18 protein-coding genes are annotated in these 21,108 nt (G+C 64.2%); 5 read left to right on the plus strand and 13 right to left on the minus strand.

Annotated features, from left to right (window positions below; all coding sequences use genetic code 11):
• Positions 1-26 precede the first annotated feature (26 nt).
• The 9 genes from MPZ60_RS19595 to MPZ60_RS19635 all read right to left on the minus strand — a co-directional run bounded on the left by MPZ60_RS19595 (position 27) and on the right by MPZ60_RS19635 (position 11,845).
• Positions 27-1,001: a nitronate monooxygenase family protein gene (locus tag MPZ60_RS19595; protein WP_012839556.1), complete on the minus strand. Its 975-nt coding sequence runs from the start codon at positions 999-1,001 to the stop codon at positions 27-29.
• Positions 1,002-1,008: 7 nt separating this feature from the next.
• Positions 1,009-2,022: a tripartite tricarboxylate transporter substrate binding protein gene (locus MPZ60_RS19600; RefSeq protein WP_034356032.1), complete on the minus strand. Its 1,014-nt coding sequence runs from the start codon at positions 2,020-2,022 to the stop codon at positions 1,009-1,011.
• A gap of 254 nt (positions 2,023-2,276) precedes the next feature.
• Positions 2,277-3,293 carry a tripartite tricarboxylate transporter substrate binding protein gene (locus MPZ60_RS19605; RefSeq protein WP_034356035.1) on the minus strand — a complete coding sequence of 339 codons (1,017 nt, stop codon included), beginning with the start codon at positions 3,291-3,293 and terminating at the stop codon, positions 2,277-2,279.
• 214 nt (positions 3,294-3,507) lie between these two features.
• Positions 3,508-4,755, minus strand: a complete 1,248-nt coding sequence (locus tag MPZ60_RS19610) for a CaiB/BaiF CoA-transferase family protein (RefSeq protein ID WP_034356038.1) — start codon at positions 4,753-4,755, stop codon at positions 3,508-3,510.
• Positions 4,756-4,795: 40 nt separating this feature from the next.
• On the minus strand, positions 4,796-5,587 hold the full coding sequence (locus MPZ60_RS19615) for an oxepin-CoA hydrolase, alternative type (RefSeq protein ID WP_034356042.1): 792 nt from the start codon (positions 5,585-5,587) through the stop codon (positions 4,796-4,798).
• Between the two features lie 48 nt (positions 5,588-5,635).
• A complete protein-coding gene (locus MPZ60_RS19620; RefSeq protein ID WP_034356045.1) occupies positions 5,636-6,769 on the minus strand; it encodes an acyl-CoA dehydrogenase family protein in 1,134 nt (377 codons plus the stop codon).
• Between the two features lie 139 nt (positions 6,770-6,908).
• The gene (locus tag MPZ60_RS19625) at positions 6,909-8,108 is read right to left on the minus strand and encodes an acyl-CoA dehydrogenase family protein (protein ID WP_034356048.1); all 1,200 of its coding nucleotides are present in this window, start codon (positions 8,106-8,108) and stop codon (positions 6,909-6,911) included.
• Positions 8,109-8,266: 158 nt separating this feature from the next.
• The gene (locus MPZ60_RS19630) at positions 8,267-9,463 is read right to left on the minus strand and encodes an acetyl-CoA C-acyltransferase (protein ID WP_034356051.1); all 1,197 of its coding nucleotides are present in this window, start codon (positions 9,461-9,463) and stop codon (positions 8,267-8,269) included.
• Positions 9,464-9,727: 264 nt separating this feature from the next.
• Positions 9,728-11,845: a 3-hydroxyacyl-CoA dehydrogenase NAD-binding domain-containing protein gene (locus tag MPZ60_RS19635; RefSeq protein ID WP_034356053.1), complete on the minus strand. Its 2,118-nt coding sequence runs from the start codon at positions 11,843-11,845 to the stop codon at positions 9,728-9,730.
• A 112-nt stretch (positions 11,846-11,957) separates the two neighbouring features.
• On the opposite strand from MPZ60_RS19635, the gene MPZ60_RS19640 reads away from it, so the two are divergent.
• Positions 11,958-12,875, plus strand: coding sequence for a LysR family transcriptional regulator (locus MPZ60_RS19640; protein ID WP_034356056.1), 918 nt, complete (start codon positions 11,958-11,960; stop codon positions 12,873-12,875).
• A 54-nt stretch (positions 12,876-12,929) separates the two neighbouring features.
• Here the strand turns inward: MPZ60_RS19640 and MPZ60_RS19645 are convergent, their stop codons facing one another.
• On the minus strand, positions 12,930-13,946 hold the full coding sequence (locus MPZ60_RS19645) for an AraC family transcriptional regulator (protein WP_034356059.1): 1,017 nt from the start codon (positions 13,944-13,946) through the stop codon (positions 12,930-12,932).
• A 349-nt stretch (positions 13,947-14,295) separates the two neighbouring features.
• On the opposite strand from MPZ60_RS19645, the gene MPZ60_RS19650 reads away from it, so the two are divergent.
• Positions 14,296-15,138, plus strand: coding sequence for a TauD/TfdA family dioxygenase (locus tag MPZ60_RS19650; protein WP_003062631.1), 843 nt, complete (start codon positions 14,296-14,298; stop codon positions 15,136-15,138).
• 5 nt (positions 15,139-15,143) lie between these two features.
• Here the strand turns inward: MPZ60_RS19650 and MPZ60_RS19655 are convergent, their stop codons facing one another.
• Positions 15,144-15,359, minus strand: a complete 216-nt coding sequence (locus tag MPZ60_RS19655) for a hypothetical protein (RefSeq protein ID WP_131324667.1) — start codon at positions 15,357-15,359, stop codon at positions 15,144-15,146.
• Positions 15,360-15,513: 154 nt separating this feature from the next.
• Between MPZ60_RS19655 and MPZ60_RS19660 the strand changes: the two genes are divergently transcribed.
• The gene (locus tag MPZ60_RS19660) at positions 15,514-15,780 is read left to right on the plus strand and encodes a hypothetical protein (protein WP_131324669.1); all 267 of its coding nucleotides are present in this window, start codon (positions 15,514-15,516) and stop codon (positions 15,778-15,780) included.
• Positions 15,781-15,883: 103 nt separating this feature from the next.
• Here MPZ60_RS19660 and MPZ60_RS19665 read toward each other — a convergent pair whose 3' ends face one another.
• Positions 15,884-16,942 (minus strand): 3-keto-5-aminohexanoate cleavage protein, encoded by a 1,059-nt coding sequence (locus tag MPZ60_RS19665; protein WP_034356064.1) that lies wholly within the window; start codon positions 16,940-16,942, stop codon positions 15,884-15,886.
• Positions 16,943-17,258: 316 nt separating this feature from the next.
• Entirely contained in the window at positions 17,259-17,738 is a 480-nt protein-coding gene (locus MPZ60_RS19670) for a VOC family protein (protein ID WP_003062636.1), read from the minus strand.
• Between the two features lie 462 nt (positions 17,739-18,200).
• Between MPZ60_RS19670 and MPZ60_RS19675 the strand changes: the two genes are divergently transcribed.
• A complete protein-coding gene (locus tag MPZ60_RS19675; protein WP_012839568.1) occupies positions 18,201-18,809 on the plus strand; it encodes a (2Fe-2S)-binding protein in 609 nt (202 codons plus the stop codon).
• Positions 18,810-18,811: 2 nt separating this feature from the next.
• Complete coding sequence (locus tag MPZ60_RS19680) at positions 18,812-21,106, plus strand: xanthine dehydrogenase family protein molybdopterin-binding subunit (protein WP_034392139.1); 2,295 nt, start codon at positions 18,812-18,814, stop codon at positions 21,104-21,106.
• The last annotated feature ends 2 nt before the right edge of the window (positions 21,107-21,108 follow it).

Below are 21,108 nucleotides of genomic sequence, written 5' to 3' on the forward strand. Positions count from 1 at the left end.
TTTCCTGGTTTTGAAGAGTGAAAGGCTTAGCGGGCCAGGCCCGCGAGCCGCTCGTTGATCAGTGCATGGGCCTGGTCCATGATGCCGGTGATCAGTTGCGCAACCGTCGGCACATCGTGGATCAGGCCGGCCACCATGCCGCAGGACCAGACGCCCGCGTCCATGTCGCCGTCGTGCATGATGCGCGGATAGACGCCAGCCACCTCGGGCGCAATGTCGGCAAAGGTAATGGCCGCGCCCAGTTCGCGCTCTTTTTGCAGCAGGCGCTCGGTGGCGGAGTTGGTCAGCACGCGCTCGGTGTTGCGCAGCGGGCGCATGACCAGGCGGGTATCCAGCTCGCTGGCCGCGACGATGGCCTGCTTGACCTTGTCGTGTACGGGTGCCTCTTTCGTGGCGATGAAGCGCGTGCCCATGTTGATGCCTTCGGCGCCCAGCGCCAGCGCGGCCACCAGGGAGCGGCCGTCGGCCATGCCGCCCGAGGCGACAAAGGGAATCTTCAGTTCTTCGGCAGCGCGCGGCAGCAGGATGAAGTTGGGGATGTCGTCCTCGCCCGGATGGCCGCCGCATTCGAAGCCGTCCACGCTGATGGCATCGCAGCCGATGGCCTCGGCCTTGAGCGCATGGCGCACCGAGGTGCACTTGTGGATCACCTTGATGCCAGCTTCCTTGAGCGCGGGCAGCCATTTCTGCGGGTTGTTGCCGGCCGTCTCGACCACCTTGACGCCGCCTTCGATGATGGCCTTGACATAGCCCGGATAGTCAGGCGGGTTGACCGAAGGCAGAAAGGTCAGGTTGACGCCAAAGGGCTTATCCGTCATCTCGCGGCAGCGCGCGATCTCGCGCGCCAACAACTCGGGCGTGCGCTGTGTCAGGCCCGTGATGATGCCCAGTCCTCCGGCATTGGAGACGGCAGCGGCCAGCTCGGCCAGGCCCACATGGTGCATGCCACCCTGGATGATGGGGTGCTCTATGCCAAAGAGTTCGGTGATGCGTGTCTTCATGTAGTTGTCACTCCACTGCAATGCCCTTGTCGCGGATCAGCTGGCCCCAGCGCGTGTAGTCCTGCTGGATGCGCTGGCCCAGCTGGGCGGGATTCTGGAAGGTGGCGATGGCGCCCGCGTGGAGCAGCTTGCTCTGGATGTCCTTGTCGGCCAGTATCTGCTGGACTTCGGAGGCGATGCGGTCAACCACGGCCTTGGGCGTGTCCTTCGGCGCGAGCAGACCACCCCAGGAAACGGCGTCATAGCCCTTGATGCCCTGCTCGGCAATGGTCCTGGTGTCGGGCAGCATGCTCACGCGCTGGGGCGAGCCCACGGCGATGGCTCGCAGCTTGCCGGCCTGAATATGAGGCAGCGCAGCCACGAGGTCTGCATACATGATGGGCACCTGGCCGCCGATGGTGTCGGTGATGGCGGGCACGCCGCCCTTGTAGGGCACATGCTGCATGTCGAAGCCGGCCATCTGCTTGAGCAGTTCCATGCTCAGGTGGCCGAAGCTGCCGGCGCCCGAGCTGGTGTAGTTGAGCGCTGATTTCCGGGCCTTGGCGTGGGCGATCAGGCTCTTGAGATCGGTGACATCGGGCAAAAGCGTGGGATTGACCACGATGACGATGGGCAGGTCATAGACCGTGGCCACGGGCGCGAAATCCTTGACGGTGTCGTAGCCGGCCTTCTTGTACAGATGGGGGGCCAGCAGCGTGGGCGTGGCCAGCATCATCAGCGTGTAGCCGTCGGCCGGACTCTTGGCGACCTGCACGGCCGCGATGGAGCCCGAGGCGCCGGGGCGGTTTTCCACCACCACGGTCTGCTTGAGGCGCTCGCCCAGCTTCTGGCCCACGATGCGCGATGCCGTATCAGTAGGGCCACCGGCCGGGAAAGGCACGACCAGGCGCAGCATCTTGGCTGGCCAGTCGGCCTCGGCCAGGGCGCCGCCGGCCATGCCAGCCAGCAGCGGCGCGACAGCCAGGGCCAGAACGCTGCGCCGGCTGGTGCAGGCCTTAAGTGCGGGATTGCGCTTGTGCATGAAGTCTCCTGTCAAAGCTGTCTCAGCAGTCGTCGGTAGTGGCCCACTGCCGCAGGCCGTAAAAATCAGTCACTCAGTGATCCATGGCGCTGCGCGCCACCCGCAACCTATGAAACTGTCGCGGCGCAAGCGCGGGACACCGAGCAAGAGCCTACGCCGGCCGCGCCGCCCCGCAGCGAGGGTGTCGCCGGCCGCCCGTATGCCCCCTTCAAGGGGAAGGCGCGAGGCCGCCCAGGCGAAGCGACTCAGGGGGTTCAATCAAGCTTGGCGCCAGCCTGCTCGACCAGTGCTTTCCAGACCGGCATATCGCGCTGGTAGTTGTCGCGGAAAGCCTGGGGACTGTTCATCATGGGTATGAAGCCGGCGCCCGTGATGCGCTCCAGCACCTTGGGGTCCTTGATGATCTCGCGCAGGTGGCCATAGAGCTGGTCCACGACTTCCTTGGACGTGCCGGCAGGCGCGCCCATGGCCACCCAGCCGTAGATCGAATAGGCGTCGTCGGTCACGCCCTGCTCGAAGATGGTCGGCAGCTTGGGCAGGATTTCCATGCGTTCCTTGCCGGTCACGCCGATGGCCTTGAGGCGGCCAGAATCGATGAAAGGCTTGGTGTTGAGGGCGCTGGAAAAGCATAGCTGCAGCTGGCCGCCGATCAGCTCCTGGATCATGGGTGCCTCGCCCTTGTAGGCCGCATGGTTCATGTCGGCATCCATGGTCTTGCTCATATAGGCACCGGCCAGATGGGCGTACGAACCCACGCCCCAGGACCCGTACGAGAGCTTGCCCTTGTGTGCTTTCACATAGGCCAGCAGCTCCTTCATATTGTTGGCCGGCACCGAAGGATGGACGACCAGCGTTACGGGCGCTGCGGCGATCTGGCTGATCAGCGCGATGTCTTTTTGCGGGTTGTAGGGCAGCTTGGTGTAGAGGAACTGGTTGATCAGCATGGAGGTGCTGAGCGAGACCATCAGCGTGTGGCCGTCGGGCGCGGCCTTGGCCACGGCCTCGGTGCCGAGGATGCCGGCCGCGCCGCCGCGGTTGTCGATGACCACGGGCTGGCCCAGGCGCTTGGCCAGGACCTCGCCGATGGTGCGCGCGATGATGTCGGTGGCGCCGCCCGCGTTGAAGGGCACGACCACGCGAATTGGCTTTGCGGGCCAGGCCGGCTTGCCTGCCTGCGCAAGGGCGCTGCCGGCGCCCGTGGCCAGCAGGCTGCCGCCGCCGATGGCGGCCAGCCCTTGCAGAAGATCGCGGCGTGTGACTTGGATGCTCATGGTTTGTCTCCTATGAAGTCGCTGTCTTTATCTGCCGTCTTGCGCGGCCTTTAATCTTGCTTTTGAGTTATTTATGGCTCTAGAAGATGTCCGCGGCCTGTGAGCCTGACACGGCCCAACAGGGACACCGAGCAAGGGCCGCCCCCGCAGCGAGGGTGTCGTCCCCTCCCGCGAAGCGAGAGAGGGGAAGCCGCACAGCGGCTCAGGGGGTGCTTCATGAAGGCTCCTGGGGCAGCGTGAGAACGCCCTTGGCTTGCAGGTCCTGCAGTTGCGCATCATCGAGCGTCAGCAGGCGCTGCAGCACTTCTCGCGTGCCCTCACCCAGCGTGGGCGGTGCATGGCGGATGGGCAGACGCTGTCCGTCCAGGCGGTAGGGCGGCGCGAACACGGGCGTGGTGCCGACCACGGGATGGGGCATGTCGCGCAGCAGGCCGCTGCGGCGCGTGCGCTCGCTGGTCAGGGCCTCGTGCAGGCCGGCCACACGGCCGCAGGGAATGCCTGCAGCCGTCAGGCGCTCCAGCAACTGGTCGCGCGGGAAGCTGCCAATCAGCGTCTTGAGCATGGGCAGCAGCTCCAGCCGGTTCCTGGCCCGGTTGACGTTGGTGGAGAAGCGCTGGTCCTCGACGATGTCAGGGCGCATGATGACTTGACGGCAGAACTTGTCGAACTGACTGTTGTTGCCCACGGCAATGATCAGCGGACCGTCGGCGGCCTCGTACATGCCGTAAGGCACGATGGAGGGGTGGGCATTGCCGTAGCGCTCGGGATCGCGCCCCAGTTGCAGTGCATCCAGGCCGTAGTAGCCTGTGACCGTGATGCCGCTGTCGTACAGCGCCATCTCTATGAGCCGGCCCTTGCCCGTGCGCTCGCGGCGGAACAAGGCGGCCAGCACGGCCTGGGCTGCATACATGCCGGTTACCAGATCCACCACGGCCACGCCGAATTTGAGCGGCGGCATGCCTGCCTCGCCGTTGAGCGCCATCAGGCCCGCCTCGCCCTGAATCACCAGATCGTAACCGGGGCGCTTGGCCTCGGGGCCGCTGCTGTCGTAGCCAGCCACGGCGCAGTAGATCAGGTCCGGCTTGATGGCCTTGAGCTGCTCGTAGCCCAGGCCCAGCTTCTCGGCGCCGCCGGTCTTGAAGTTGTGGATGAGCACGTCGAACTGAGGCAGCAGTTCATGGAGGATCTTCACGCCCTCGGGCGTTTGCAGATCCAGCGTGATGGACCGCTTGTTGCGGTTCATGCTGTTGTAGTAAGTGGTCTCGGTCTTGCCGATGCGAATGCCCCAGTCACGCGTATCGTCGCCGCGGCCCGGGTGCTCGACCTTGACCACCTCGGCGCCGAAGTCGGCCAGAACCATGCCGCACAGCGGCCCGGCGAAGACGCGGGACAGATCGAGTACTCGCACCCCCTCCAGCGGGAAGTCGATGTCCTGGTTCTGTTCGGTATTGCTGTCGGCCATCTGCCTTTTCTCCTTGGAAAATCTTGGTTTCGTCGAGCGCTCAAGCACGCAGTTTGGTGAAATCGGCGCTGCGCTTTTCGAGAAAGGCTGCAATGCCTTCACGGGACTCCTCGCTCCCCTGCGAGCGCACCATGTGCTGCGCTTCCAGCTCCAGCTGCTGCTCCAGCGTATTGCGCGGCGCCTGCCGGCACAGGTCCTTGATCAAGGCCGTGGCCTGGTCCGGGCCGGTAGCGATCTGGGCGGCCAGCGCGACGGCATCGACCAGAGCCTGGCCGGGCTCGGCCAGGCGGTTGACGGGGCCCAGAGCGTACATGCGTTCGCCGCTGATGCGCTCGCCGGTCAGGCACAGCTCGGTCAAGACCTGCCGCGAGACGAACTCGGCCAGAAAGGCCGTGGCGCCACCGTCGGGCGTCAGACCCACTTTCACATAGGCCACGGAGAACAGGCTGTCGCGGGCGGCCACCAGCATATCGCAGGCCAGGGCCAGCGACAGGCCCGCGCCCGCTGCCGCGCCTTCGACGGCGGCGATGACGGGTTTGGGGCAGTCGCGCACGGCACGAATCAGATCGTGCAGGCCTTCGAGCTTTTCTCGGCGCTGCTCCACGGGCAGTTCGCGGCGCCTGGCCAGTTGGCGCAGATCGCCACCCGCGCAGAAATGGCCGCCCTCGCCCGTGAGCACGACCGCGCCCACACTGGCGTCAGCCGCAGCATCCGCCAGCGCGGTCGTGACGGCCACGTAGAACGCGGGCGACAACGCATTGCGCGCAGCGGGGTTGTTGTTGCTCAGCACCAGTACGGCACCTTCGCGGCGGGTCAGCAAAGCGTCACTCATTGATGTTCTCCATGTCTAGTGAAACCGCAGCGCCTCAGGCGCTGGAGTTCATGCCTGCGTCAAGGCCATGAAACGCGCCAGGTGATGGTCCTCGTCACCAAACTGGTGGTCGATCATGACCAGTCGCTTGGCGTAATGCGACAGCGGCAGCTCCCAGGTCATGCCGATGCCGCCATGCATCTGTATGCTTTCCTCGGCCACCAGGGTCCCCACGGAGCCCACGGTGTACTTGGCGGCTGACAGCATCTTCTCGCGCTCCGTGCCCTGGGCGTTGTCGATGGCATCGGCCGCATTGATGACGGTGGAGCGCACCTGCTCCACCTCCAGCAACAGATCGGCCATGCGGTGCTGCAGCGCCTGGAAGCTGCCGATGACCACGCCGAACTGCTTGCGCGTCTGCAGATACTCCAGCGTGTTCTGCTTGGCCACATCCATGGCGCCCAGGGCCTCGGCAGCCAGCGCCAGCAAGGCAAAGCCCTGCACATGCTCTAGCACGGCATGGCCCCGGCCCTCGGCACCCAGCAGCGCATCCTCTGCCAGCTGCACGTTTTCGAAAGTCAGCTCGGCGGCGCGGCCGCCTTCCATACGGCTGTAGCCACGCTTGACGATGCCGGCGGCGTTGCCGTCGACCAGGAACAGGCTGATGCCGGCAGTATCGAACATGCCGCCTGCAGTGCGCGCCGACACCAGCAGCAGACCGGCCTTTTCGCCAAAGGCCACCACGCTCTTGGCGCCGTTGAGCACCCAGCCCGTGGCGGTCCTGGCCGCCGTGGCCGTGACCTTGTTGAGCTCGTAGTGACTGCCCGGTTCGTCGTGCGCCAGGGCAGCGATCACGCCGCCGGCGATGATGTCCTCCAGTTGACGCTTCTGCGCATCGCTGCCGGCCGCAATCAGGGCCTGGCCCACGACCAGCGCCCCCAGCAAGGGCTCGGCCACCAGGCCGCGGCCCAGCGACTCGAACACCACGCTGATGTCAAAGCCCGATCCGCCAAAGCCGCCCTCCTCTTCGGGGAACAGCGCGCCGATCGCGCCCAGTTCGGCAAATTGCGCATACAGCGCCGGGCTGTGACCTTCTGCACCATAGGCCAAATGGTTGCGCTGTTCGATACCGTACTGCTCGGCCACAAAGCGGTTCAGGCTGTCCGCCAGCATGCGGCGGTCTTCGGTGTGTGTGAAGTTCATGACAAATTCTTTCTACCCAATCGAACGAATCGGTGTCGCATGCCACCGCCCGGTTCGCCAGGGACGCCCAGCAAGGGCCGCCCCGCAGCAAGGGCGTCGTCCCCCCGGGGGGAAGGCGCGCAGCGACTCAGGGGGGATTTCACAAGCCCAGAATCATCTTGGAGATGATGTTCTTCTGGATTTCGTTGGAGCCACCGAAGATCGACAGCTTGCGGTAGTTGAAGTAGTTGGCCGAGGCCGTGGCGGCTTCGTCGATGCCGCCTACGGGCGCCTGGTCATGGCCTTCGTACTGGGCCTCGTCGATATAGGGCACGGCATACACGCCCATGGCTCGGCGGATCAGCGACAGGATCTCCTGGCGGATCTCGGTGCCGCGAATCTTCAGCATGGAGCTTTCGGCACCGGGCACGCCGCCACCGGCCACGGCGGCAATCACGCGCAGATTGGTGGTCTTCATGTTCTCCAGGTCGATCTCGACGCGCGCCATGCGGGCCGCGAACAGCGGGTCCTGGCTCAGCGGCTGACCGTTCTTGTGCACCTTGGCGGCGATGACCTTGAGCTTGGCCAGAGCCGAGATGCAAAAGCCCACGCCAGCAATGCCGGTGCGCTCGTAGGTCAGCAGATACTTGGCATAGGTCCAGCCCCGGTTTTCCTCGCCCACCAGATTCTCGACAGGCACCTTCACATCGGTGAAGAAGACTTCGTTGACTTCCTTGTCGCCGTCCAGCGTGCGGATGGGGCGCAGCTCCACGCCGGGGCTGTTCATGTCCACCAGCAAAAAGCTGATGCCGGCCTGGGCCTTGGCCTCGCGGTTGGTGCGCACCAGGCAGAAGATCATATTGGCGTGCTGGCCCTGGGTGGTCCAGGTCTTCTGGCCGTTGACGATGTAGAAGTCCCCATCGCGCACGGCCGTGGTCTTCACCGAGGCCAGATCGGAGCCCGCGCCGGGCTCGGAATAGCCCTGACACCACCAGTCCTGCCCGCTCAGAATGCGCGGCAGCCAGTACTTCTTTTGCTGCTCGTTGCCGTACTTGATCAGCACCGGCCCCAGCATGTTCACGCCGAAGGGCACGATGCGCGGGCCACCGGCCAGGGCGCATTCGGTGTCGAAGATGAACTTCTCGACCGCCCCCCAGCCCGGGCCGCCGTGCTCCTGGGGCCAGTGATTCGCATACCAGCCGCGCTCGTTGAGAATGGCATGCCATTCATCCTGATCAGCCTTGCTCAGGCGCTGGCCGGCCTTGACCTTGGCAGAAATATGCTTGGGCAGCTTTTCCTTGAGAAAACTCTGCACCTCGGCGCGAAACGCCTCTTCCTGGGGGGTGAATTGCAAATCCATTGCTATTTCCTGGTAATCCATGGCGCAGCGCGCCTTTGCAGCCTCTGACACCGGCACGCTCTGAACCAGAGGCGCCGAGCAAGAGCCGTCTCGCAGCAAAGGCGTCGTCCCCCTCCCGAAGAGAGAGGGGGAAGCGGCGCCAGCCGCTCAGGGGGTGTTTAGAAAATCTCGAACAGGCCAGCAGCACCCATGCCGCCGGCGATGCACATGGTCACCACGCCGTACTTGACCTTGGGATTGCGGGCCTTGCGGCGCTGACCTTCGAGCAGGATGTGGCCGGTCAGGCGTGCACCCGTCATGCCGAAGGGGTGGCCGATGGCAATCGCGCCGCCGTTGACATTGAGGCGCTCGTTGGGAATGCCCAGCTGACGCTGGCAATACAGGGCCTGCGAGGCAAAGGCTTCGTTCAGCTCCCACAGGTCGATGTCATCCACCGTGAGGCCGTGGCGCTTGAGCAGCTTGGGCACGGCAAACACGGGGCCTATGCCCATCTCGTCAGGCTCGCAGCCGGCCACGGCAAAGCCGCGGAAAGCGCCCAGGGGCTTGAGACCCAGACGCTCTGCCAGCCTGGCTTCCATCACCACGCAGGCGCTGGAGCCGTCGGACAGCTGCGAGGCATTGCCGGCCGTGATGAAGTTGCCCGGGCCCTTCACAGGCTCCAGCTTGGCCAGCCCCTCCAGCGTGGTGCTGGCGCGGTTGCAGTTGTCCTGCGTGGCCACCACTTCGCGGTAGGTGACTTCGCCGGTTTCCTTGTTCTTCTCCATCATGCGTGTGGAGCAGGCAATAATCTCGTCCTTGAACAGATCGGCGGCCTGGGCCGCAGCCGTGCGCTGCTGGCTTTGCAGCGAGAACGCATCCTGGTCTTCCCGCGTGATGCCGTAGCGCTTGGCCACCACGTCGGCGGTGTCGATCATGGCCATGTAGAGCTCGGGCTTGTGCTCCACGAGCCAGGGGTCCATGTCGGTGGGCAGATTGTTGCCGGCTCGGATGCCGGAGATGGTTTCGATACCGCCGGCCAGCATCACGTCCACGCCTTCGGCCACGACGCGCCCCGCCGCGATGGCGATGGATTGCAGACCCGAGGCGCAAAAACGCGTGATGGTGGTGCCGGCGATCGACAGCGGCAGCCCGGCGCGCAACACGGTCTGGCGACCCAGATTGCGCCCCTGGAAACCGTCGGGGTTGCCGCAGCCCAGAATCAGGTCCTCGATCATTTCGGGATCGACACCCGAGCGCTCCACCGCCGCCTTGACGGAGAAAGCAGCCAGCTGGGCGGCAGGAGTGATGTTGAACTCGCCACGATGCGACTTGGTCAGCGGTGTGCGGGCGGTGGAAACGATAACGGCTTCACGCATGGTGCTTGTCTCTGTGAATGTTGAAAACTATTTCTGATAGCTGTCTGCGCTTGTCATTCATTGTCTTCAGATGCTTTTCATACTGAAACCAATGCAAATCATGCGCTAGCAGCTACTTTTTTTGATTAATCGCTCAAAAACTGACACGCCCCATAGCCGGACTGCCGAGCAAGGGCCTAGGCGACCCCGCCGTCCCGCAGCGAGGGCAGTGTCCCCCTCCCGCGAAGCGAGAGAGGGGGAAGGCGCGGAGCGCCTCAGGGGGTGTTACTGATTCAAACTGTCGAAGTTGCGCCCCTCGGCCACCAGCTTCTGCAGCAGCGGCGCAGGCTTCCAGAACAGCGCGTCTTCCTTGGCAAAGGCTTCGATATCGGCCAGCACCTTGGGAAGGCCCTGCATATCGGCCCACTTCATGGGGCCGCCGCGGTGGCGCGGAAAGCCGTAGCCGGAGATAAAGGTCACGTCCACATCCAGCGGACGCAGCGCAATGCCCTCTCCCACCACCTTGGCGCCTTCGTTGACCATGGCGGCCATGTAGCGGCGCATGATTTCCTCGGCCGTGAACGGGCGCGGTGTCACGCCCTTCTTGGCGCGCTCGGCATCCACAATCGCCAGCACTTCGGGGTCGGGCTGACCGATGCGCGCACCTTGCGGATAGAGGTAGAAGCCGCGTCCCGTCTTCTGGCCGAACCAGCCATTTTCACAGATGCGGTCGGCAATCTCCACATAACGGGCCTTGGGGTCGCGCGTGGCAGCACGGCGCTTGCGCGTGGCCCAGCCGATATCGCCACCGGCCAGGTCGGTGACCTGGAAGGGCCCCATGGCAAAGCCAAAGCCGCGCACGGCTTCGTCGATCTCGTAGGGACTGGCACCGTCTTCCATCAGGTAGTCGGCGGCCTGCTTGTAAGTGGCCAGAATGCGGTTGCCGATAAAGCCGTCGCAGACGCCGGCGCGCACCGGCACCTTCTTCATCTTCTTGGCCAGCTCGAAGGCCGTGGTCACCACATCGGGCGCCACCTTGGCGGGCACGACGATCTCCAGCAGCTTCATGATGTTGGCCGGGCTGAAGAAGTGCAGACCGATCACATCCTGCGGGCGGCTGGTGACGGCGGCAATCGCATCGATGTCCAGATACGAAGTGTTGGTGGCCAGCACGGCGCCGCTCTTGCAGACACGGTCCAGCTCCTTGAACACCGCCTTCTTGACCTCCAGGTCTTCGAAGACCGCCTCGATCACCAGGTCCACATCGGCAATGTCGTCATAGCGAGTCGAGGGCGTATAGCGCGCCATGATGGCGGCCTTGGCCTCCTCGCTCATGCGGCCCTTGGCGATCAGGCCGTTGTAGACCTTCTCCACATTGGCCTGGCCGCGTGCGATGGATTCGGCATCGCGCTCGATCATGGTCACGACGAGGCCGGCATCCAGCGCCGAGACGGTGATGCCCGCGCCCATGGTGCCGCCGCCAATGATGGCGATCTTGCTGAAGGCGCGCGGCTGGGCGGCACGGGCTTCGGGAATCTTGGCTGTCTCGCGCTCGGCAAAGAAGGCGTGGATCAGGCCGGCGCGCTGCGGGCTGTCGATGCAGGCCAGAAACTGGGCACGCTCGAACTTCAGGCCTTCGGCAAAAGGCAGATCCAGCGCGGCCTGCACGCAATCGATGATCTTCAGCGGCGAGAACAGGCCGCGCGACTTCTTGGCCGTGTCCGCACGCAGCGCATCGAGTTCCGCCTGGGCGGCAGCCTTGTCGGCCAGGCGTCCTGGCGTGGCGCTGACGGGACGCAGCGGCGCGCCCTGCGCCAGCAGTTCACGCGCATAGGCCAGGCCCGCGGCCACGGGGTCCGTGCCATCGTCCAGCTTGTCCACCAGACCGGCGGCTAGTCCGGCTTTGGCGCCGATCTGCTGGCCGCTGAGCATCAGCTCGGTCGCGGCCTTGACGCCCATCAGGCGCGGCGCACGCTGCGTGCCGCCGGCGCCGGGCACCAGGCCCAGGGAGACTTCGGGCAGACCCAGCTTTGCGCCAGGTAGCGCCAGGCGGTAATGCGCCGACATGGCGATCTCCAGACCGCCACCCAGTGCCGCGCCATGAATCACGGCAACCACGGGCTTGCTGCAGGCCTCGATACGGTTGCAGACATCGGGCAGGAAAGGCTGGACCGGAGGCTTGCCGAATTCGCGAATATCGGCACCGGCGATGAAAGCCTTGCCCTGACCCACGATGACCACGGCCTTGACCGCGGCGCTGGCATCGGCCTGTTCCATGGCCGCCATCAGACCCTGGCGCACGGCAGCGCCCAGCGCATTGACGGGCGGATTGTTGACGCTGACGAGCAGGACGTCACCGTCTTGCCTGAGTTCGACGACAGAGGTGCTGGCTTGGGCGGTCATGCGAGTCTCCTGAATCTCTTTATGGAATGGGCTTTATTTTTACGACGACAATGTTTTCTAACAATCCCATGAATCATTGACAGACTGTCAAAGGAAATTGGACAAACACGCCATGGACTCGCAATCGCTGACCCTGCTGGTCGAAATCATTGATAGCGGCAACCTCAGCCAGGCTGCGCGCAAGCTCAAGATGACGCGCGCCAATGTGAGCTATCACCTGACCCAGCTGGAAAAGGCAGCGGGCGTGCAACTGGTCAAGCGCACCACGCGCCGCGTGGAGCCCACGGAGATCGGCATGCGCCTGTACGAGCACGGGCGCAACATCCACAACGAAATGCTGGCCGCACGCGAGGCCATCACGGCGCTGGGCCAGAGCCTGCAGGGCCGCGTGGGCATCAGCGTGCCCAGCGGCTACGGCCAGATCGTGATGAGCGAATGGCTGATCGAGTTCAAGCGCCTGTACCCGGGCATCGTGCTCGACGTGCTGTTCGAAAACCGGGCCGACAATCTGCGCGACGATGTGGACATCATCGTGCGCGTGATCCAGGAGCCGCCCCTGTCCCTGGTGGCGCGCAGCCTGGGCACGGTGCGCTACCTGGCCTGCGCCTCACGCGAATATGCGCAGACCCACGGCCTGCCCAAAACCCTGCATGCCCTGCGCGCCAGCCCGCTGATCACCGCCGGAGTCACGGGGCGGCAATTGCGCCTGGCCGCCTATCTGGGCACCGAGCGCCACGAAGTGATGCTGGAGCCCACCATGATCTCCGAGCATTTCCCTTTTCTGCGCGACGGCATCCTGGCCGGCCTGGGGGTGGGCCTGGTGCCCGACTATGTGGTGCAGGACAAGCTGGCCACGGGCGAGGTGCTGAGTACGCTGGACGAGTACCGGCTCAGCATTTTCGGCACCCATATGTATCTGCTCTACCTGCCCAACCGGCATCAGACCAAGGCCGTGCGCACCTGCATCGATTTTCTGCTGGCCAAGGCCCAGCCCGAGGCAACCCGGCTGGCCGCGATGCCCCAGCCCTGAGCCGCAACGCAAAACGCCAGCGAGCAGGCTGGCGTTTTCATTCGGACAGAGGCCTCAGGACAGGCTGCGGCTCAGATTCTGCTGTCGCCAGCTGCTGGGGCTTTGCTGAAAATGCTTGCTGAACCAGCGCGTGAACGAGCTGTTCTCGGCAAAGCCTGCCTGAGCGGCCGCTTCACTCACCGACAGCTGCGGATTCTGCAGCGCACGCAGCGCGGCCTGGCTGCGCACGGCGTCCAGCGTTTCCTGAAAGCTGGTGTTCTGGGTTTCGAGGTGCCGCTGCAGCGAACGGGCCGTATAGCCAAGCGCGCCGGCCACATGGGCAATGCTGTGGCGCCCATGTGGCAGCAGCGACTGCAAGGTGCTGCGCACCTGCTGCTCCAGCGATCTGGTCGTGGGCCGCGGCGCATGGCTCTCCATCAGGCTGCGGGCGTGGCTCTCCATGAGGCTGTCGTGATCGGCATCGATGGCCTCCAGATCCTCGTTGCTCACCACGATGCCATCGAAGTCAGAGCCGAACACGATCTCGCTGCCCAGCACACGGCGATGGCTCATGGTGCTGCCTGGCGAGCTGTGCGAGAAGTGGATGCTGGCCGGGCTCCAGCCCCTGCCCAGCTGATATCGGCACAGACTCATCAGCGCCGTGATGCCCAGCTCGACCGGGTGGCGCCCCGGGTTCTCGCGCTCGGTATCCAGGTTCAGCTGGATGATGGAATAGCGCCCCTGGGTCACCACCTCCGTGCCCACGGTGGTGCTGATCATGTGGTCATAGTCCTTGAAGGTCTTGAGCATGCTGGAGAGACTGGCCTGGTGCTGCAGCAGCAGGCTGATCGGCCCGAAGTCGGACAGACGCCAATGCGAGCCCATGAGCAGGCCCAGCGAGGCATGCCCTGCCTGGGCGGACGAAACCTCAAGCAACTGCGCAAACGCAGCTTCGGGAACCATGAGATCGGGAGAATTCAGGCAGCTGTGGTCCAGCCCCACCTGGCGGAACATGCGCAGCGGATCGATGCCGAGCTCATTCGCCACCTTGGCGTATTTGCACAGGCTCACACTTCGGATACGGGGCTTCATCGTGACCAGGAAAACGGTTGACCCGGGTACTGCGCAACAGGCCCGGATTTCATGGATGGAAGCAGGCTTTAAGGTCAACCTGCATTTCGGGTATTGATGTTTATCAATATCACAACAAGCAGTCAATCAATGGATACCAGTAGATCACGACAGATATGACGGTTCGGCGCGCAGATGCGTCCACTTCAAGACACCCCAGGCCCGGCCCTAGGGTTTTCCTTGCACCCACCCAAGAGGGCAACAAGCTGACGCGATCGGTCAAGCCCCGCGGCCGTTGCTGCGCCGAGAATTTTTCCATCAGACGGCGGCGTCCTGCATCAAGGCCTTGCCGGGTACTTAGGAGAAGACCATGAAAGTCGAACAACTGACCTGCAGCATCGGCGCTGAGGTTTCCGACATCCACCTCGGCGATGCGTCCCGCGACAAGGGCCTGGCCGAGGAAATTCGCGCCCTGCTGCTGCAGCACAAAGTGCTGTTCTTCCGCGACCAGGACATCACGCGTGCCGAGCACGTGGGCTTTGCCCGCCACTTCGGCGATCTGGAGGATCACCCCGTGGCCGGCAGCGACCCCGACCACCCCGGTCTGGTGCAGATCTACCGCAGCGAAAAGCGCGAAAACTACGAGAACACCTATCACACCGACGGTCAGTGGCGCGAGAACCCGACCATGGGCTGCGTGCTGCGCTGCATCGAAGGCCCTGCCGTCGGTGGCGACACCATCTGGGTCAATATGGCCGAGGCCTACCGCAATCTGCCCGAGGACATCAAGAAAAAGATTGACGGCCTCAAGGCCAAGTCCAGCATCGAGCACGGCTTCGGCGCCGTCATGCCCGAAGAAAAGCGTCTGGAGCTGGGTCGCCAGCATCCTCCGGTCGAACATCCCGTGGTGCGCACCCACCCCGAAACCGGCGAGAAAATTCTCTACGTCTGCAGCTTCACCACCCACTTTGCCAACTACCACACGCCCGAGAACGTGCGCTATGGCCAGGACAAGACGCCCGGTGCCAGCATGCTGCTGAACTATCTGATCAGTCAGGCGGCCATCCCCGAGTACCAGGTGCGCTTTCGCTGGAAGCCCGGCAGCGTCGCCATGTGGGACAACCGCTGCACCCAGCATTACGCCGTGCAGGATTACTGGCCCGCCGCGCGCAAGATGGAGCGCGCTGCCATCATCGGCGACAAGCCTTTTTGAGCGAGCTATCCGAGCCGCTTTTCTGCCCCTTTTTCTGACCAGCTATTGCCAGCCACCTGCGCCGCATGCCGGCCGCCGGAACACGATGCATCGCACCAGCACTGCGCAAAAACAATAGCTGGCATCGCTTTACTGTCATCGAAGATAAATTCATAGCTGCCTGAAACGCTTTCAAATAAAGCGCAGGCAGCTATTATTTTTTCTATCATCACCTCCTGCATGAATGTGCGCCTGACCAGGCCCCGCCTTGCGCCAATCGCGCCCTGAGGCCGATGACAGAGCGCAGGCCCGGGAGGGCGACAGCACTGCAAGATACAGAGATACAGCCTGCCATTGCTGTGAGCCATGGCACGCGCGAGCCTGACGAGCCTGAATATGACAATGGTGATCCTCGTCAACCGCGCCTGCAGCATCTCTGCTCGGCGAGCCGGTGGCGAGCACTGCAGCGTGCGGTGTGGGGCGCGCGGCGTGCGCATCACGGACCTCCCGCGCCTTGACAGCTGCGAGCTGGCCAGAGGCCTGCTCAAGACCATCCATCCGCAGCCCCCCCGGCCCAGACGCCTTCACCAGGCCTGTCTCAGGCCCGGCACCAGCCTTTCCAGAGCCATTTTTCCGGGCCTGCCCGAAATCATCCGGGCATGAAAAAGGCCTCCATCGCGGAGGCCGTTTTTGCGCATGTCGGTTCAGCAGAGACCGCTTGCAGGCGAAGCCGTGATCGGCCTGCCTGCAAGCCTGTCCCGGAAGATCAGGAGGTCTTCCTGAGGAAACCCTGGTTGGCGCCGGGCCGGTTGGGCGCAAAGCCGTTGGCGGCCAGACTCTCCTCCACGCTGTCGTAGAACACGCCGATCTTGCTGATCTCGCGCGCCTCCTTGGCGGTGGCGACAGGACGACCGAATTCGCGCGAGATGCGCACCAGCTGCTCGATTTGCGAGACAGTGCTGGCCTTCTCGGTACGCGTCTGGTTCCACAGGCAGTCTTCGGTGCCGCAGCGCACATGCAGACCGGCGGCAATGCCCCACATGTTCACGGGCAGCACGTTGCGCACATTGCTTTCCACGGTCAGCACGGCGCCATCGGGCACGGCGCGCACAAAGTTGGCCAGGCTGTACAGGCTGGGCGTGTCCATGCCGCCAGCGATCGCCACCCAGTTCATGACCAGCGGGCCCATGTAGAAGCCGCGGCGCATCAGGCGCTCCACCGACTCGAAGCTGTTCAGGTTGTAGCACTGGAAAGCGCTCTGGATGCCGGCCTTGGTCAGGCGGCGCACATGCTCCTCCACCCAGCCCGGCTGGGCGGGCACGGTCATTTCCTTGTAGGCATTGAACAGCGTGGGATTGGCGCGCGAGGTACCGGCAAAGTCCGCGTCTTCGGCCTGATCGGTCACGTTCATCTGCGAGGTGTTCACCGTCACGGTCACCTGATCGGGCACCGGGTCCAGATCGGCCAGCATGTGGCGGGTGTCGTCGGAGAGCCATTTGGCCGCCTGGCCTTCGTCTTCGGGAGCAAAGCTGATGGAGCCGCCGACCTGGATGATCATCTCGGGAACGGCCTTGCGCACGCCGGAGATCAGCTCGTTGAACTTGGACAGGCGCTTGCTGCCCTTGCCGTCAAGCTCGCGCACATGCAGGTGCAGCACCGTGGCGCCCGCGTTGTAGCAGTCCACGGCTTTCTGGATCTGCGCCTCCATGGTGACGGGAATGTCTTCGGGGAAGTCCGAAGGCAGCCAGCCCGGAGCATAGGGCGCCGCCGTGATGATCAGAGGTTGCTGGTTTTCGGGGAACAGGTGGCCGTCGAGAAAGTTCATGACATGTCTCCAAGTGAATGCGGGCTTCGACGGACAGCCATGGCCGCGGCTTGCCCGCCCTGTGCAATGCCGCCAGGCATTCAAAAGGCATGGGCAACACCGGCCAGCAGGCACCGAATCGTCGAAATTGAAAGCAATTTCACTGTAGGAGAGCTGTCTGCAAAGCGTTTGCCCTAGGACGCTCAAAGCTTGGCAAAGTGCGCCAGAGCACGCGGGCGCTCCGATGCACCCTTGCGCCGAACCGGACCGTCGCAGCTGTGCCGCGACGATGAATGCAGCCTGCCGGCCTGTCGCTGCTCCTATCGCAGCCGGCTGCCTAACCGCGCCAGGCGGCCTCGATGGCGGCGATATCGATCTTCCTCATCTCCATCATGGCTTCAAAAGCCCGCCTGGCCGCCGCACGATCCGGGTCGGCAATGGCCGTGGTCAGCACACGCGGCGTGATCTGCCATGACAGCCCCCAGCGGTCCTTGCACCAGCCGCACTGGCTTTCCTGGCCGCCGTTGCCGACGATGGCGTTCCACAGGCGATCCGTTTCCTCCTGATCGTCCGTCGCGACCTGAAACGAAAACGCCTCGTTGTGTTTGAAGACAGGGCCGCCGTTCAGGCCCAGGCAGGGAATGCCCATGACCGTGAATTCGACCGTCAGAACATCGCCTTGCTTGCCGGAGGGGTAGTCGCCCGGTGCGTGGTGGACCGCTCCCACGGCGCTGTCGGGAAAGGTCTGGGCGTAGAACCTGGCGGCTTCCAGGGCCTCGCCTTCGTACCAGAGACAAATCGTGTTTTTGCTGACCATCTTGGCTCTCCTGAACAGGGACTGATGAATGTCTGCAAACCCGCAGACCGCAAAACCCTCTCGTCGATGCGCCGGTGCGCCGGTGCGTCGATGCGCCAGTGCGTCGATGCGCCGATGCATTGGAGGCTTTCGGCGTCTGTGCATTGAAGCCGCATTTCTCCCGCGCTTCAATCCCCATATCAGGAGCGCAGGGTCATCCCCTGCCAAACAGCCTGGCTGTCCGGCTCTCGCCACGGCTGCGGCCCGGACGGTTTCCGGTGCGCTCGGGGCCGCATGCGGAACCACGGCCCTGGGGCCGCACAACGGAACTCTGAAACCGCCGCTCGGCACCGGTCGGCTTACCCCATCGCTGGCGCACACCAGAGCAATCGAATCTGCTTTAGATCAAGCCAATGCACTTTATTTTTGTCTAGTCATATAATTGACTACACATATATAAGACTGACACTTGAAACCTACGTCATGAAATTCACTCTGAACGGCCAGGAAGTGGACGCGCAAAGCGCCGCTGCCGACACACCTCTTTTGTATGTGCTGCGCAATGATATGCAGCTCAACGGCCCCAAGTTCGGCTGCGGCCTGGGCGAATGCGGTGCCTGCGCCGTGCTGATCGACGGCAAGGTGGCTCGCTCCTGCTCCGTCCCCCTGAAGGCCGTCGACGGCAAGAAAGTCACCACGCTGGAAGGCCTGTCGCCCGACGCCAGCAAGGCCGCCAGCGCGCAGGCCCTGCAGGACCGAGCCGTGCTGGATGTCAGCGCCGCCGAGACAAAGGCGCCAGCCACCGCACGCACCTACACCCTGCATGTGGTGCAGCAAGCCTTTGTCGATGCACAGGCTGCGCAGTGCGGCTATTGCACCAACGGAATGATCATGGCGCTGGTCGCCCTGTTCAACCAGCAGCCCAAGGCCAGCGACGAAGAAATCAGGCATGCCCTGTCCGGCCATCTGTGCCGCTGCGGCACCCATGTGGAAATCATGCAGGCCGCCGCGCGCGCCCGTGAGCTGATTGCCAAGGGCCACAGCCCGGCCCTCCCCGCCGCCGGCGCATCCACAACCGCAAAGGCTGCCTGATCATGAAATTCTTCACCAAAGACAATCACGCTCAACTGACCCGTCGCCAGCTACTCAAGGCCGGCGGCATGCTGATGGTCGGCTCCGTGGCAGGCGGCCATATGCTGATGGCCCAGACCGCCCCCGAAGCGGCTGCCAAGGGCGCTTTCCCCATTCCCTCGGCCAAGCTGGTGGACAGCTTCATCGCGATTGGCGCCGACGGCTCCGTCACGGCCTACAACGGCCACGTGGACCTGGGCACGGGCGTGCGCACGGCTCTGGGCCAGTTGGTGGCCGACGAGCTGTATGTGGACTTTGCCGCCGTGACCATGGTGCTGGGCCATACCGCCCGCACCCCGGACTTAGGCCCCACCATTGCCAGCAACACCATCCAGGTATCGTCCTTGCCCATGCGCCATGCCGCAGCGCAGGTGCGCCAGCTGCTGATCAAGCTGGCCAGCGAAAAATCCGGTGTTCCCGCCGAGCGCATCACCACCCAGAAAGGCTTTGTCATCGCCGGCGGCAAGCGCTACGGCTATGGCGAGCTGGTCCAGGGCCAGGATCTGCAGATCGAGGTCGACGACAAGATCGAGCTGCGCAAGTCCGGCTTCGAGTACATCGGCAAATCGGTGCAGCGCGTGGACATCCCCAACAAGGTGCTGGGCGCGCTGACCTATATCCACGACCTGCGCGTGCCCGGCATGCTGCACGGCCGCGTGATCCGTCCTCCCTACACCGGCGCCGATGCCACGGCGCCGCTGGGCTCCAGCCTGGTGTCGGTGGACGAGAAATCCATCGCCCATCTGCCCGGCATCGTCAAGGTCGTGGTCAAGGGCGACTTCGTGGGCGTGGTGGCCGAGCGTGAAGAGCAGGCCATCGCTGCCATGCGCCAGCTCAAGGTCACCTGGAAGGAATGGAGCGGCCTGCCCGATATGTCGCTGAGCGGCCTGCATCAGACCCTGGTGGACCACGCCAAGACCGACCGCGTGCTGCAGGAAGACGAAGGCGCGCTGCAGGCCATCGAGCAGGTCAAGACTGCGCTGACCCGCGACTATGTCTGGCCCTATCACGCTCATGGCTCCATCGGCCCGTCCTGCGCGATTGCCGAAGTGGGTAACGGCCAGATCCAGGTCTGGACCGGCTCGCAAAACCCTCACGACGTGTGCAAGGACATTGCCAAGCTCATGGACGTGAATGCCGACAACATCAACGTCACCCGCCTCGAAGCCTCTGGCTGCTACGGCCGCAACTGCGCCGACGACGTCTGCTCGGATGCGGTGCTGATGTCTGCCGCCGTGGGCAAGCCCGTGCGCGTGCAGCTGATGCGTGAGCAGGAAGCCGGCTGGGAACCCAAGGGCACGGGCCAGCTGATTCGCGTGCGCGGCGGCCTGGATGAGCAAAACAATGTGGCCGCCTACGAGCTGCGCACCTGCTACCCCTCGAACAACGCCTCGGCGCTGGCATTGATTCTGACGGGCAAGGTGTCCGCCAAGATCGAGGCTCAGCAAATGGGCGACCGCACTGCCATTCCGCAGTACGAATACCCCAAGATGCGCGTGATCTCCCAGGACGCCGTGCCCATCGTGCGCGCCTCGTGGATGCGCGGCGTCTCGGCCCTGCCCAATGTGTTCGCCCATGAGTCCTGGATCGACGAATGCGCCTACCTGGCCAAGGCCGACCCTATCGAGTACCGCCTGCGCTATCTCAAGGACCCGCGTGCCGTGGCGCTGATTGCCGAAGCCAAGAAGCAGTGCAACTGGCAGGAAGGCCCGGCGCGCCGCAATGCGGCTGCTGAAGATCAGCGCCTGGTCAAGGGTCGCGGCTTTGCCTATGCCCGCTACTTCCACAGCAAGTTCCCCGGCTATGGTGCGGCCTGGGCGACCTGGGTGGTCGACGTGACCGTGGACCGCGAAACCGGCGAAGTCAAGGTCGACAAGGTCTTTGTCGCCCAGGACACCGGCGCCATGGTCAACCCCGCAGGCGTGCGCCATCAGGTGCACGGCAACGTGGTGCAGTCCACCAGCCGCGTGCTTAAGGAATTCGTCACCTTCGACAAGAGCGGCGTCACCTCCGTGGAATGGGGCGGCTACCCCATCCTGCGCTTTGACGAGCTGCCCGAGATCGACTCGCTGCTGGTCGAGCGCCCCAACGAGGCGCCCATGGGCGCCGGCGAATCGGCTTCCGTGCCCAGCGCCGCCGCCGTGGCCAACGCCATCTTCGACGCCACCGGCGTGCGCCTGCTGGAAGTGCCGTTCACGCCCAGCCGCGTGCTGGCCGCGCTCAAGGCAGCCAAGAGCGGCGCCGTCTCGTCCAAGTGACT

It is taken from the genome of Comamonas sp. 7D-2, assembly GCF_022749555.1.
In the GTDB taxonomy this organism is placed as follows: Bacteria; Pseudomonadota; Gammaproteobacteria; order Burkholderiales; family Burkholderiaceae_C; genus Comamonas; species Comamonas thiooxydans.